This window comes from Psychrosphaera sp. B3R10 (assembly GCF_018861025.1).
Lineage (GTDB): Bacteria > Pseudomonadota > Gammaproteobacteria > Enterobacterales > Alteromonadaceae > Psychrosphaera > Psychrosphaera algicola.
This window is the reverse complement of sequence record NZ_JAHKQH010000024.1, coordinates 96,777-110,838: the sequence shown is the minus strand read 5'-3', so window position 1 is coordinate 110,838 and position 14,062 is coordinate 96,777. Positions and strand designations below refer to the sequence as shown.

The 14,062-nt window shown below is 41.8% G+C and carries 14 protein-coding genes and 1 riboswitch; of the genes, 10 read left to right on the top strand and 4 right to left on the bottom strand.

What is annotated here, in order from left to right:
* The first annotated feature begins 43 nt into the window (after positions 1-43).
* From xseA to KO525_RS09280, 7 genes are all read left to right on the top strand, one after another.
* Positions 44-1,315 carry an exodeoxyribonuclease VII large subunit gene (xseA, locus tag KO525_RS09310; protein WP_215963599.1) on the top strand — a complete coding sequence of 424 codons (1,272 nt, stop codon included), beginning with the start codon at positions 44-46 and terminating at the stop codon, positions 1,313-1,315.
* 271 nt (positions 1,316-1,586) lie between these two features.
* A riboswitch (TPP riboswitch) is annotated at positions 1,587-1,696 on the top strand.
* 58 nt (positions 1,697-1,754) lie between these two features.
* Positions 1,755-3,740, top strand: coding sequence for a phosphomethylpyrimidine synthase ThiC (gene thiC, locus KO525_RS09305; protein WP_215963530.1), 1,986 nt, complete (start codon positions 1,755-1,757; stop codon positions 3,738-3,740).
* 10 nt (positions 3,741-3,750) lie between these two features.
* Positions 3,751-4,821, top strand: coding sequence for a glycine oxidase ThiO (gene thiO, locus KO525_RS09300; protein ID WP_252736619.1), 1,071 nt, complete (start codon positions 3,751-3,753; stop codon positions 4,819-4,821).
* A gap of 38 nt (positions 4,822-4,859) precedes the next feature.
* Entirely contained in the window at positions 4,860-5,099 is a 240-nt protein-coding gene (gene thiS / locus KO525_RS09295; RefSeq protein ID WP_215963529.1) for a sulfur carrier protein ThiS, read from the top strand.
* A 6-nt stretch (positions 5,100-5,105) separates the two neighbouring features.
* Positions 5,106-5,891 carry a thiazole synthase gene (locus KO525_RS09290; RefSeq protein WP_215963528.1) on the top strand — a complete coding sequence of 262 codons (786 nt, stop codon included), beginning with the start codon at positions 5,106-5,108 and terminating at the stop codon, positions 5,889-5,891.
* A gap of 5 nt (positions 5,892-5,896) precedes the next feature.
* Positions 5,897-7,435 carry a thiamine phosphate synthase gene (thiE, locus tag KO525_RS09285; protein WP_371744397.1) on the top strand — a complete coding sequence of 513 codons (1,539 nt, stop codon included), beginning with the start codon at positions 5,897-5,899 and terminating at the stop codon, positions 7,433-7,435.
* Between the two features lie 4 nt (positions 7,436-7,439).
* A complete protein-coding gene (locus KO525_RS09280) occupies positions 7,440-8,192 on the top strand; it encodes a HesA/MoeB/ThiF family protein (protein WP_215963526.1) in 753 nt (250 codons plus the stop codon).
* A gap of 11 nt (positions 8,193-8,203) precedes the next feature.
* Here the strand turns inward: KO525_RS09280 and KO525_RS09275 are convergent, their stop codons facing one another.
* The gene (locus tag KO525_RS09275) at positions 8,204-9,034 is read right to left on the bottom strand and encodes an SDR family oxidoreductase (RefSeq protein ID WP_215963525.1); all 831 of its coding nucleotides are present in this window, start codon (positions 9,032-9,034) and stop codon (positions 8,204-8,206) included.
* A gap of 267 nt (positions 9,035-9,301) precedes the next feature.
* On the opposite strand from KO525_RS09275, the gene nhaA reads away from it, so the two are divergent.
* Complete coding sequence (gene nhaA / locus KO525_RS09270) at positions 9,302-10,492, top strand: Na+/H+ antiporter NhaA (RefSeq protein ID WP_215963524.1); 1,191 nt, start codon at positions 9,302-9,304, stop codon at positions 10,490-10,492.
* A 288-nt stretch (positions 10,493-10,780) separates the two neighbouring features.
* Here nhaA and KO525_RS09265 read toward each other — a convergent pair whose 3' ends face one another.
* The 3 genes from KO525_RS09265 to KO525_RS09255 form a co-directional block, all read right to left on the bottom strand.
* Positions 10,781-10,957: a hypothetical protein gene (locus tag KO525_RS09265; protein ID WP_215963523.1), complete on the bottom strand. Its 177-nt coding sequence runs from the start codon at positions 10,955-10,957 to the stop codon at positions 10,781-10,783.
* 13 nt (positions 10,958-10,970) lie between these two features.
* Positions 10,971-11,468 carry a hypothetical protein gene (locus tag KO525_RS09260; protein WP_215963522.1) on the bottom strand — a complete coding sequence of 166 codons (498 nt, stop codon included), beginning with the start codon at positions 11,466-11,468 and terminating at the stop codon, positions 10,971-10,973.
* Positions 11,469-11,906: 438 nt separating this feature from the next.
* The gene (locus KO525_RS09255; RefSeq protein WP_252736620.1) at positions 11,907-12,716 is read right to left on the bottom strand and encodes an RMD1 family protein; all 810 of its coding nucleotides are present in this window, start codon (positions 12,714-12,716) and stop codon (positions 11,907-11,909) included.
* 319 nt (positions 12,717-13,035) lie between these two features.
* Here KO525_RS09255 and KO525_RS09250 point away from each other — a divergent pair, with 319 nt between their 5' ends.
* The gene (locus KO525_RS09250) at positions 13,036-13,242 is read left to right on the top strand and encodes a hypothetical protein (protein ID WP_215963521.1); all 207 of its coding nucleotides are present in this window, start codon (positions 13,036-13,038) and stop codon (positions 13,240-13,242) included.
* Between the two features lie 186 nt (positions 13,243-13,428).
* Positions 13,429-13,968: an MgtC/SapB family protein gene (locus KO525_RS09245; protein ID WP_215963596.1), complete on the top strand. Its 540-nt coding sequence runs from the start codon at positions 13,429-13,431 to the stop codon at positions 13,966-13,968.
* Positions 13,969-14,062: the final 94 nt, after the last annotated feature.

Below are 14,062 nucleotides of genomic sequence, written 5' to 3'. Positions count from 1 at the left end.
ACAAAAAATATATCAGGTTTCTGAATTAAATCAGAAAGTTAGAATGATGTTAGAAGCAGAGTTTGTGAATGTGTGGATTTCAGCGGAAATTTCTAACCTAGTTCGCGCCTCTAGCGGTCATTGGTACTTTTCACTCAAAGATAACCGCGCTCAAGTAAAAGCGGCTATGTTTAAAGGCAATAATCGCTCTGTTCGAGGTGTTATCGACAATGGCTCTCAAGTTTTAGTGCGTGGGCGGATCAGTCTTTATGAACCTCGTGGCGATTATCAATTTATTGTCGAGACAATGGAACCGGCCGGTGAAGGTCTATTAAAACAACAATTTGAAGCGTTAAAATTAAAGCTTGGTCAAATGGGCCTGTTTGACCAAGACGTTAAACGCCCTATTCCACAAAACCCCAAACGTGTCGGAGTAATCACCTCCCCTACGGGTGCAGCGGTGCATGACATTTTGACGGTTCTAAAACGACGTTCGCCGCAAACGGAGGTGATTATTTACCCCACTATGGTTCAAGGTGAACACGCCGCTCAAAATTTGATTTGGGCAATAAACGCCGCAAATTATCGTGAAGAAGTTGATGTATTAGTTGTCGGTCGCGGTGGTGGTTCATTAGAAGATCTCTGGAGCTTTAATGACGAAGCCTTAGCCCACACTATATATAACTCTGCGTTGCCAATTATCTCTGCGGTAGGTCATGAGGTTGACTTCTCGATATGCGATTTTGTCGCAGACCTTCGTGCACCAACCCCATCAGCCGCCGCAGAACTTGTGTCTACCGACATGACAGACGTAATTGAAAAAGTAAACCGACTTTACTCTCGGCTGTTACTGGCTTATACGCACAATTACAAATCCCAAAAGCAACAGTTATCAGAGCTCAACAAGTCATTGTCGTTGTTACATCCAAGCCATAAAATTCAACTGTCGCAACAAAAAACCGACGAATTGCAAATGCGCATGACACGAATAATCCAAACCCAGCTTTCGACTCAAGCTCGACGGGTAGAACATTCGCAACAACGACTTTTATCGCAAAACCCGACAAATTTGATTAAAAATGAACAGCAAAAACTGGTCGACATGCAACATTCACTACAATCTTTGCTCGTTCGCCGATTCGAAAGAGCTCAACAGCAATTTGAAAAAGTGACAGAAAAACTCAACATTGTCAGCCCCCTCGCCACACTAGGCCGTGGTTATGCCATCGCAATGAAAGACAATGGCGAGGTGATCAAATCACCTAAGCAGGTTGTGACCGGAGAAAACATTAATATCCGTCTAACAAACGACAGCATTAATGTCGTAGTAAAGTAGATAAGATTTGCGTTGATAACTCGCCAGTCGTTATCAACGCCAACCTGATTGTTTGCAACAATCATGTAATCTGTAACGACAGCGCCTGCAATTGCAAAATCTCAATCCCCTAAATCACTAATCATGTGTTAGTTACAGCGACAAGCTAGTTCTACTCTGCCGAATCAAAATAAAAAATTAATCCTCTACAATTCAGTAAATTAGTAATGAGTTATAGCAGATTAATAACGTATTAGGTCTTCCCTCACTGCGTTCTATATCGTAAGATGATTTTGACTTGTCGGAGTGCCCTATTTTGTCATGGGCTGAGATCGCATTGTAGCGGGATCCGTAGAACCTGATCTGAGTAATTTCAGCGAAGGAAACAAGGGTAAAACAATTTGTCCTACCTGAGATCTACACTCCGTCTTTTGTAAACCATTACTTAAGGCAGAAAAAAATGACTAAATTAACTCGTCGTGAGCGCCGTGCTCAAGCCGAAGAATTTCTAAAAAATTGCTCGGATCAAAACTTCCCAAATTCAAAAAAAGTATACGTAGAAGGTGCAACGCACAATATCAAAGTTGGTATGCGTGAAATTGCCCTTGCCGATTCTTTAGTGGGCGGGGATGAAAAAAATCCAATTTTGGAACCGAATGAACCCATCCGTGTTTACGACACATCAGGACCTTACACTGACCCAGATACCAATATCGACGTGCATGTCGGCTTACCTAAACTACGCGATGAATGGATTGCGGCGCGCAACGATACTCATGTACTTGAAGGCGCAACTTCTGGTTATAGTCAGCAACGGTTAGCGGATGAAGGTTTAGACCACATTCGATTTGAAAACCTGCCAAAAGTTCGTCGGGCCATTGACGGTAAAATCGTCACCCAAATGCATTATGCAAAACAGGGGATTATCACACCTGAAATGGAATACATCGCCATTCGTGAAAACCTAAAACTGCAAAAATTTAAAGACGAAACACTTACTCAGCAACACCCCGGCCAAAGCTTTGGTGCGGTAGTTGGCAGTAAAGATATGCCTGATGAGATCACCGCAGAATTTGTCCGAGACGAAGTCGCCCGAGGTCGAGCTATTATTCCGGCCAATATCAATCACCCAGAAGCGGAGCCGATGATCATTGGCCGCAACTTCTTAATTAAAGTCAACGCCAACATTGGTAACTCTGCGGTCACTTCTTCTATTGAAGAAGAAGTGGAAAAACTAGTTTGGTCTACCAAATGGGGCGCGGATACGGTAATGGATTTATCCACTGGCCGTTATATCCACGAAACGCGCGAATGGATTGTTCGTAACTCACCAGTACCAATTGGAACTGTCCCTATCTACCAAGCCCTTGAAAAAGTTAACGGTGTTGCAGAAAACCTCACGTGGGAAATCTTCCGCGATACGTTAATAGAACAAGCCGAGCAGGGAGTGGACTATTTCACTATCCACGCCGGGGTTTTATTACGATTTGTCCCTATGACGGCAAAACGCGTTACCGGAATTGTTTCCCGTGGTGGTTCCATAATGGCCAAGTGGTGCCTTGCCCACCATCAAGAAAACTTCTTATACACTCACTTTGAAGACATTTGCGAAATCTGTAAACAATACGACGTTTCGTTTTCACTTGGTGACGGTCTGCGTCCAGGGTCAATTGCCGACGCCAATGACGAAGCGCAGTTTAGCGAGCTTAGAACGTTAGGTGAGTTGACCAAAATCGCGTGGCAACACGATGTACAAGTCATGATCGAAGGTCCGGGTCATGTGCCATTACACATGGTTAAAGAAAACATGGAAGAGCAATTAAAACACTGTGATGAAGCGCCTTTTTATACTTTAGGCCCACTGACAACAGACATTGCACCGGGTTATGACCACATTACCTCGGGCATTGGCGCGGCAAATATAGGCTGGTACGGTTGTGCCATGTTGTGTTACGTAACACCTAAAGAGCACTTAGGCTTACCAAATAAAGAAGACGTAAAAGAAGGTTTGATCACTTACAAAATTGCAGCACACGCCGGAGACCTTGCAAAAGGCCACCCAGGTGCGCAAATTCGTGATAATGCGTTATCAAAAGCCCGCTTTGAATTCCGTTGGTTTGATCAATTTAACCTAGGTTTAGATCCAGACCGAGCACGTGAATATCACGATGAAACCTTGCCACAGGAGTCAGGCAAAGTTGCTCACTTCTGTTCAATGTGTGGTCCAAAGTTCTGTTCAATGAAGATAAGCCAGGAAGTGCGTGACTATGCAAAAGGCTTAGAAGCTGACATAGATATCAAAATGGTAGACTTTGAAGCTGATCGAGAGTTAAAAATCGCCGCTGAAAATGAAGCAATTGACGCAATAGCCGCCCAGGAAGGCATGCAAAAAATGTCGGATGAATTTAGATCAAAAGGATCTGAAATTTATCAACTAGCCAAATAGGGCGGATATTTTGGTTACTATTGCGATTGTGGGGGCTGGCCTTGTTGGCCGGTTCCTCGCTTTGTCATTGAGTCAAACTCACCAAGTTACCCTGTTTGAAAAGGGCAACTTGGCAGATGCTTGTGCCACAGGAAGAATAGCTGCGGCTATGGTTGCCCCTACAGCTGAATCGGTTGTGGCGTCGGCCAACATCGTCGAAATGGGTCATCAGTCTTTGACATTATGGCCTCAAATGTTAAACGCATTGGATTTAGAAACGCAATTCCAACAAACCGGAACATTGATTTTAGCTCACAGACAAGACGTTAATGACCTGCGACATTTTACACAACGGGTAAGGTGTCGACACGCACAGGACATCCAGACATTACGCAATGAGCAAATACAAGAAATTGAGCCGGAAATCCCCCCAAACTTTAGCTCCGCACTGTTCTTAGCAAATGAAGGTCATATTGATAATCGACTCTTGTACCAAGAACTCGAAAAAAAATTGTTATCAAGTAAGGTCACATGCTCTGAAGAAACAGAGGTTCGTATTGACGATAATCGAGTATCGGATGTGAATAATAACCTGCAACAATGGCAATTTGACTGGGTCATCGACTGCCGTGGTTTAGGTGCAAAACACACTTTATTAAAACCTGACAACCCCCTGCGTGGTGTTCGCGGTGAAGTCGTTCGAGTTAGAGCGCCTGAAGTAACATTAACACGTCCAATTCGTCTAATGCACCCTAGATATCCCCTGTACATTGTGCCTAAATCCGACGACCAATATGTCATCGGTGCCACTGAAATAGAATCAGAAGACAACAAAGCCCCGAGTGTACGTTCTACTTTAGAATTATTAAGTGCTGCGTATAGTATTCACAAAGGATTTGCTGAAGCGGAAGTGATAGAAATTCAAACCGGACTACGACCAACGTTACTCGACAATGAACCTTCGATAATCATAAAGTCTAAGCATATTCAAATTAACGGTTTGTACCGTCATGGCTATTTATTAACGCCCTGTTTGGTTGATCAAACTCTACGACTATTGGAAGAGCAAGGCGAAACTATTGAGCTGTTTTCGCGCCAGTAACAAATCAATGTCGATGATCATATACAAAGGTTAACAACATGAAACTGTTTTTTAATGGTGAACCACATTCGATAGAATTAGCCGATGTGGCCGGTCATCAAAGACAACTAGATACAAAATCTGCATTAAGCTTATCGTCCATTTTGGTCCATTTTGCGGTTAAGCCACCTTTTGCCGTTGCGTTAAATGGCGAATTTGTTGCTAACAACAACTATCAAACAACCTTGATAAAAGAAAATGACAAGGTCGATGTTGTATCACCTATTTTTGGAGGATAACTACGTATGTCTCAACTCACTATTTACGGTGATACGTTTGATAGTCGCCTATTAATTGGTACCGCACTTTATCCGTCAATTAAAGTGATGAGGCAGGCGATTGAAGCAAGTGGCAGTGAAATTGTCACTTTATCGCTACGCCGACAATCTCCTCAAGATAATGGTGGCGAACAATTTTGGCAGCAGATTAAAGAACTGAATGTCACTTTATTGCCAAATACAGCAGGTTGCCATTCGGTAAAAGAAGTGGTGAATCTGGCAAAAATGTCGCGGGAATTGTTTCAAACCGATTGGATAAAATTGGAATTAATTGGCGACGAATACAGCTTACAACCCGACCCATTTGAGTTAGTTAAAGCAACCGATATTTTGCTCAAGGATGGTTTTAAAGTTCTCCCTTACTGTACTGACGATCTGGTTTTGTGCCGCCGATTAGCGGATTTAGGTTGTGAAGTCATTATGCCCTGGGGTGCGCCAATCGGTACAGGACAGGGCTTACTTAACCCTTATGCGCTAGAAACCATTCGTCATCGTTTACCCGATACCACACTTATCATTGACGCAGGTATAGGCTTACCATCCCATGCGGTGCAGGCGTTCGAATTAGGTTACGATGCAATTCTATTAAACAGTGCCGTTGCACAGGCAACAGATCCGGTGTTAATGGCGACGGCATTTAAATATGCTGCCGATGCTGGTCGCATAGGGTTTTTAGCTGGTAGAATGCCAGAAAAACAAATTGCCCAACCCAGCACACCCACAATGGGTATGCCGTTTTGGCATCAGGAGTAATGTCAGTGTTATCCAATTCAATTGTTTGGACCATAGCCGGAAGCGACTGTACCGGCGGTGCCGGGATCCAAGCCGATTGCAAAACCATTCATAATTTGGGCGCTGAAGCCTGTTCAATAATTACCGCAGTAACGGCTCAAAATAGCGCTGGGGTTATCGAGATTAATGCCGTCTCCATTGACGTAATGCAGTCTCAATTTGACGCTCTCGAACAAGAGAAGCCGGCTCTCGTCATTAAAATTGGTCTTTTAGCCAATGCCGAGCAAGTCAAATTAGTTGCAGAGAAAATCGCCCATTACAAAACCACATGGGACTTTGCGCCTATTGTTGTTTACGACCCGGTTGCTGTTGCCTCAAATGGCGGCAACTTAACGGAAGACGACATACTCCCCACAATAAAACAACATTTACTGCCTGTTGTTGATGTACTCACCCCCAACAACAAAGAGTTGCAGCAACTCACTGGCGTCTATGTGTTCTCGTGGGATTGCATGGAAAACGCCGCGCAACAAGCCCTTAATTTAGGCCCAAGCTCGGTTTTGATCAAAGGCGGACACATCGATATTGACGAGCGTTACTGCGTCGATTATTGCCACGATGGTTATCAACATTATTGGCTTGCGAGTCCCAAAATAGATACCGAACATACCCACGGTAGCGGTTGCACTTTTGCCTCTGCCTTAGCCAGTTTGATGGCTCAAGGTTATTTGTTACGCGACGCGTTTACTATTGCAAAAGCCTATATCAATCAGGGGTTAAGACTGGCTAAAGACTATGAAGGTCCGTATGGCCCGATTTGGCAAGGACCTTGGCCGCGTGAACGCCAAGACTACCCTAAGGTGCTAGTTTCAAATAGTGACTTGGCATTGCAGCTTGATTGGGAACCCGCACTTAGCGCCCATCCGGTTGATACTTTTACCTCAGGTTTCGCTCAAATAGACGAGCAAAAACTGGGGTTATATCCCGTCGTAGATAACTTAGCTTGGATTGAACGTTTACTCAAAGCGGGCATTAAAACCATTCAATATCGCGAAAAAATCTTAACTGGTAGGGACCTTGAACAGTCTGTTATACAAGCCATAGAACTGGGCCGACAATACCAAGCTCGTTTGTTTATTAACGACTACTGGGAATTAGCAATTAAGCACAAAGCTTATGGCGTTCACCTTGGACAGGAAGATATTCAGATGGCTGATTTACATGCCATCAAGCAATCCGGTATTAAGCTTGGCGTGAGTACCCATGGCCATTACGAAATGTTAAAAATACAAGAATACCAACCCTCTTATCTTGCTGTTGGCGCTATTTTTCCGACCCGCACAAAAGATATGACCGGTCAAATACAAGGCGTCGATACTTTAGCAAAATTGGTTGAACTTAACCTCGATATACCGATGGTTGCCATTGGTGGGATAACATTAGAAAGAGCTACCGAAGTAATTAAAACGGGCGTAGGCTCAATTGCCGTTGTCACAGCAATTACCGAAGCGGATGATCCAGAACAAGCGGTAGTTGCATTTAATAAGTTATTGGCAAAAGGATAACTCGGTGGCAAATCTAACGGACAAACAATTTTTGCGTTATCACCGCCATCTGATGGTGGAAAAAATTGGTGAGCAAGGTCAGTTGGCATTCCAAAATAGCCGAGTACTTATTATTGGGTTGGGCGGCTTAGGCTGCCCTGCTGCTCAATATCTAACAGCTGCAGGTGTTGGCACCTTAACTTTGGTAGACCACGATACTATTGAAAGCAGTAATCTGCAGCGTCAGATATTATATGGTGAAAATAACATTGGCGAGAAAAAAGCAATTGTTGCTCAGCAAAAGCTCTCCTTACAAAACTCTTTAATTGTGATTAACGCTATCGCAGAGTCAATATTCAATTTTGACTTGGCCGCTTTAATTGAACGTCACGATGTGGTTTTAGACTGCACTGACAATGTAAAAACCAGGCGTTTAATTAACGCGACTTGTAAACAACACCAGAAACAACTTGTTTCAGCATCTGCTATTCAAGCGAGTGGCCAATTAATTAGTTTTGATTTTTCAACAGCGGACTCGCCATGTTACGAATGTTTGTTCCCAGAGTCGGTTGACGCCCCACAAAACTGTTCAACCGCTGGTGTTTTTAGCCCTATTTTGGGGGTTTTAGGAAGCTTACAAGCCACCGAGACATTGCGTTTAATATTGGGCGAGTACAACAATTTGAATCAACTTATGTTGTTTGATGCCTGGGGCATGGCGACTCAAAAATTCAAATTAAATCGCCGCTCTGACTGTCCTGTTTGCCGCCACAAATAAGCGGCATGACATTAGTTCTTTGCTAGTATCGCATCTAACCATGATGTAGGTAGCAGGCGTTTAAACCAAGCCATTAAGTAAGTCGGTGTGGTGACATAATAGCGGCGTTTCGCTTTTTTAGCCGTAATAGCATGAATAACCGATTTAGTGACTGCCGACGGCGGCAATGTAAACGCGGTAGAAACCTGTTTTTTAGCTAACCGCTCTACCTGCGGTTTGTATGCTTTGCTGTGAACTGAACCTTCAATATCGATATATTCATTAATTTTCTCAAGTGCATTGGCTCGAAACTCAGTATCGATTGGCCCCGGCTCAATTAAACTTACTTGAATGTTTGTCCCTCTAAGTTCCAAACGTAAGGTGTCAGTGTAACCTTCCACTGCAAATTTTGATGCGTTATAAGCCCCTCGATAAGGCATAGCAACTAACCCGAGTACTGAGCTATTTTGGATAATGCGACCATAACCTTGCTCGCGCATTATTTTTAAGACCATTTGGGTCAATCGATGCCAGCCAAAAAAATTAGTTTCAAATTGTGCTCGCAATGCTTCTACTGGCAAATCTTCGATGGCCCCCGGCTGACCATAAGCACCATTATTAAACAGTGCGTCGAGTTTTCCGTCGGTTTGATCAAGTACCCACTGAACGGATGTTTTAATAGTTGCCTCGTCGGCCAAATCCAATAATTTTGCCTTTAATCCTAAGTCTCGCAATTTGTCGACGTCCTGCGCTTTGCGAGCCGTTGCATAAACGTCAAAACCCATACCGTGGAGCGTTGTTGCGGTATCGAAGCCAATGCCTGTTGAACAGCCGGTGATTAAGATGCTTTTTATTTGTGTCATGCTATCGAGCTTCTTCTTAGTAATGAATGTTAAACTGTAAAGTCTGTCCAAATGATACGACAGTTCATTTGTACAGGTAAGCATTAATACCAAATCATCTAATATATTTATCAATCACTTTAGGTACTTACTCAAAAATAATCTAAACTTGAGATAAAGCCAATTAATGCGGTTTAACGTTAAATACATTTAACACATCGCCATTAAAGTGTCTTATATTCCACATATGTGTTATTTATAGTTGGCATATCTATTAAAGGAACCCAAATGTCTAACCCCTTACACAGCTCTATAACGTCGTTTTTTAAAATGGAATCCGCCGGTGGTATTTTACTTTTTATTGCAGCTACAGCAGCAATCATCATCGCCAATACGCCATTAGAACCTTATTACCAACTCTTTTTATCAACCCCAGTCGAAGTCAGAGTGGGCGCATTAGAAATAGCTAAACCGCTGTTATTGTGGATAAATGATGGGTTGATGGCGGTCTTCTTTTTCCTCGTTGGGTTAGAATTAAAACGCGAATTAGTTGAAGGTGAATTGTCTGATAAGCGCAACATTATTCTTCCTGGCGCGGGTGCTATTGGCGGTATGTTAGTGCCTGCCGCTATTTACCTTTATTTTAACGGTGCGGATCCAGTAGCGGCAAAAGGTTGGGCAATCCCTGCGGCAACGGACATTGCATTTGCGTTGGGTGTTTTAACCTTGTTGGGCAAACGAGTACCCATTTCCATAAAGATATTTTTAACTTCTCTGGCCATTTTTGACGATATCGGTGCCATCATCATCATTGCGCTGTTTTACACGTCAAAAATTTCACTTCTGGCGCTAATTGTTGTCGCACTCTGTATTCCAATTTTGGCGATACTAAATAAACGGAATGTCGTCTCGAATAGCCCCTATATTTTGATTGGTATTATTATGTGGATTGCCACATTAAAATCTGGCGTCCATGCCACGTTAGCTGGTGTTGTTCTGGCTATGTTTATACCTATGCGATCCAAAGACGATCCTGAACACAGTCCTTTAAAATCACTAGAACACGATCTACATTCCATTGTCGCTTTTTTTGTATTACCTGTTTTTGCCTTTGCCAATGCAGGGATAAGTTTTGCCAACGTCACTACTGAACAGATGTTTCATAATGTCCCTATCGGCATTGCATTAGGCTTGTTTGCTGGTAAACAAATTGGGATATTTGGTTTATGTTGGTTATGCATCAAGATGAATTTTGCTCAATTACCTAAGGGCATGTCCTGGGGCGGACTATATGGTACGGCGGCCCTTTGTGGTATTGGATTTACCATGAGTTTATTTGTTGGGTCGTTAGCATTTGAAGAAACCGGCGTTAATCTGCTGTTCGATGAACGCCTTGGGATAATAATCGGTTCCTTGTTATCGGGAATAATCGGTTATCTCGTACTCAATGCAACACTCAAGAAGCCTGTTGAAGCGTAGTTTGACCTCAAGGTTACAATAAAAAGTAGGTTTAACGCGATACCAAAAGCGTTAGCCTACATTTTTATGACTCGACTTGTTTTAGCAGGAAATTTAATGAGTCGAGTAATATCCTAATAACCACTATTAGAGTGATCCGTTCCGCAGTGTTAACATTCTGCCGCTGCTTTAGCACTTCTCTTCTCTTCTCGTATTTACTTCTCTTATTTGCTTCTCTTTACCTGCAACTTACGGCCAAACCTCTGGTTTTTTCATTGCAAATTCCTGTTATCAAAATCTTGTTTTAGGCTACGTCGTTTGGCGCAGCATACTTTGAAGAAATGACTGTCGAACCGTTTCTTTGGACTGTTTGTCCAAACAATGAATGTCGTTAAGTCTAACCCCGTTTTCTCGAATTAATCTAAGCAATGTCGATGTATTTATTTGTAAACTAACGGTTTGTTCAGTTTGAGGATGTGTATTCATTCTAGGGCCTCTTTTAGTGAAGTAACTTTGTCGCTGTAGATTGAACAGGAAAACTGTAATTTAAATTATCATAGTCAAAACCAATTTCTTTTCTTACCTGCTCCCTGCTCCGACGATTTCGCAGTGAAAAGTCCTGTAATGAAATAACTAAGGTTTGAATAGTGGGCGTCAATCTGGGAAAAGCCAATGATTCAGCAAACAGTCGGTCAATACACATATTTAAAACCGCTTGAGACTGTTCGTGATAACCTAATTCTTTTAAACAAGCTATAAATGCACAAGATGTCGCATTAAATATTCCAATTGCATCGAGGGCTGGCATTACCCTACTGCTCATTACAATCTCAGCTGTTTCGAAAGCACAGCCAAAGTGAGCAAGTGCGTCACGTTTATGACCAAAAGCCGACAAGTTTTGACCTGTCTCCAACCCCTTCCAGCAATAGGCTTTCGCTTTTTCTGGTTTATCCGTAAGTTCCTGACGATGAGGTGCACATAAAAATTTATTTAGCATCTGATTACAATATCCATTATTTAACAAATTTCATCGAGCCACCGTCCGCAGACTTAATACTAAAAACCAGTTAGTGGCCACCGCATTGAGCTTGAATGCTGAGATCAATGCCTCACATATCAAAATCAACCCAACACAAATGAGAATAGTTATCATTTAGATTTAAAGCAAGGGGAATTTGAATATTTTTTTAACAATCAAATATTCAGCTTAAGATGACGTGATGAGATGACGTTTATTCGGGTAAAGCCTGAGTTTCTTAGTTCAACGATTTAGACAGCGAAAACTTTTAGTCAGGGGTGGAAGTTGCTAGTTTTTATAGGACATTTCAATAGCGAATAGGCTCAATGCCGTTAAGGTTAAACAAGGCCTAGAAACAAAAAAACGACTTTGTTTTCTGGTACTATTCCAAAAAATCAAAGTCGCATTAGGGGCAAATTACGCTGCTAATTCAACAAAATAGATCACAATCTCAATAGCGATTAATATGATAATAATCCACTCCAAAAACGACGAATGTTGATGTTTTTGCTCATCGGCCAACATTTCAAACAATTCATGAATGGTTTCGAGCTTTTTAGATAACAATTCAACTCGCGGATGAATATCCATGTATTTAGCGAGCGCATTATATATATGCTCATACTCTGGGTATTCCCAAAAGAACTCTGGGGTATCGAGCAACCCATAGTGCAAAATAATGTCGCTTTTTGTGCGGAACAACATGCCTCGAATTTTGGCGATGTGTTTACGAGACAAAGCGATTTTACCCGACTTAGCTAACGTTTCGGGTAAATGTGAATGATTCACTATGGTATTTTGCGCATTTTGCTCAAATTCTACCAACTTAATCGACTGCGCCAACGCATGTGAAACCGCCAAACGTGATAACGGATTATTGTCAGGCAAGGTAATAAAATCTTTGCTTATTTTTATTTCATTGGCGAAACCAAACAGATAGTGTTCTTCGATTTTTTCTAAGTTAGATTCCGACTGTTTTACAAATTTAGCGACTAGACGCTTAATCTCTTCTTCATCCATGCCCCAAAATACAACAACGCCATAATCAAATAACCAATACTCGCCCTGATCAGCAACAACACGCACCGCGTCACGAAAACGTGTTTGTGGTTGCTCGGTGCTAACCGCTTGTATTTCGGTTTCAGAACAAAATTCGTCTCCAACATTAAATACCGAAACTCGGTCGTGGCAAAACTCAGTTGTAGACATTAATTTGTCGGTAGTCATCTTTAACTTTTACTCTTAAATTAAAATTGTTTTTCGATGCAAACTTAGTCATTTGCAAGTAATAATAGGCGTATAAAATTCCATATGTGGGGTCAATAATCCAACTGTTTTTTTTTGTTATAAGCATCAATTTTTATTGTCGAACATTAAATAAAAGTGACGATTTTTTGACCGAATATAAACTTTGGGCTATACCCAAATAACCTATCGACAAACAATTTTAATCGTACGAATAAATATATATTGCTTTTGTTTTTAACAAACAGTCTTCATTATTTACAGTACGTAAATGACTTACGTTTATTTTAAGAGAACTTTAATGAGTAGAAATTTTAGACAAGCCAACGAAACCAATAGTGACATATCCTGGTCGTCGAAAAATGAAGATTTTAATGATGAGTTTGACTCGTCATTGCATCACCAGTCAAAGCGTTATCGCAGTTTACACAACAGTGCCGCTCGTAAAAAGATTGAAGCAAAAAAACGACGTGACCTGTTTGATGATGATTACGATAACTATAATTGATCGAGTAAGTCGTTAATTAGACAATATTAGTATACAGGCGGTGTCGAGTGTTTCTCATTCAACCGCCTTATTTACAATTGCAACGTAAAGCGTAAATGAGTTTTATCTTTCGTAGTTAAATACCGTCGCATAATTTATTTGGGAAAAAAGTTTCCTATTCCGTTACCCACTAATTTTAAAAAGCTTATTTTGATAACTGAACAGATCTTCGATATATCACCGTACAGCTGGCTTGCCGTATTAACGGCTGTCCTTTGTGGCACTGTGATTGGCTTTGAACGCCAATACCGTGGTAAACCTGTGGGCATAAGAACCTCATCTCTCATCGTCGTAGGTACCTATATATTTGTTGCCGCCGCAGACAGCGTTTCGGTCGAGATGTCTGATCCTTCTCGTATTATTGGCCAAGTTATTACCGGCGTTGGCTTTTTAGGTGCCGGTGTCATGTTGGCAAAAGATGGGGCTGTAGTTGGCGTAACCTCTGCCGCGACCATTTGGGTATTAGCCGCTATTGGCGTAATAGTAGCCAAAGGTACGTTTGGTGCCGCGATTTTAATGTCGTTTGTAGTGGTTGCCATATTAGTTGGTGTGGACTTGTTAGAAAGCTACTCACAACGCTTAACCAAAGGGGTTCATAATCAATACCAAAGCTGGAAAAAAGATCCATCCAAAATTCAGCTCGTTAGGCGTAAATGGGGCAAAAAAAGCAATCGCCCTAAAGAATAACCAATCATAAAGTTTTGAGTTAAAACCTAATTGCACATCCAGACTTATTTGGTATTTAGTTACCAATTGTACTTAGGCATAGCCGCCTTTTAAC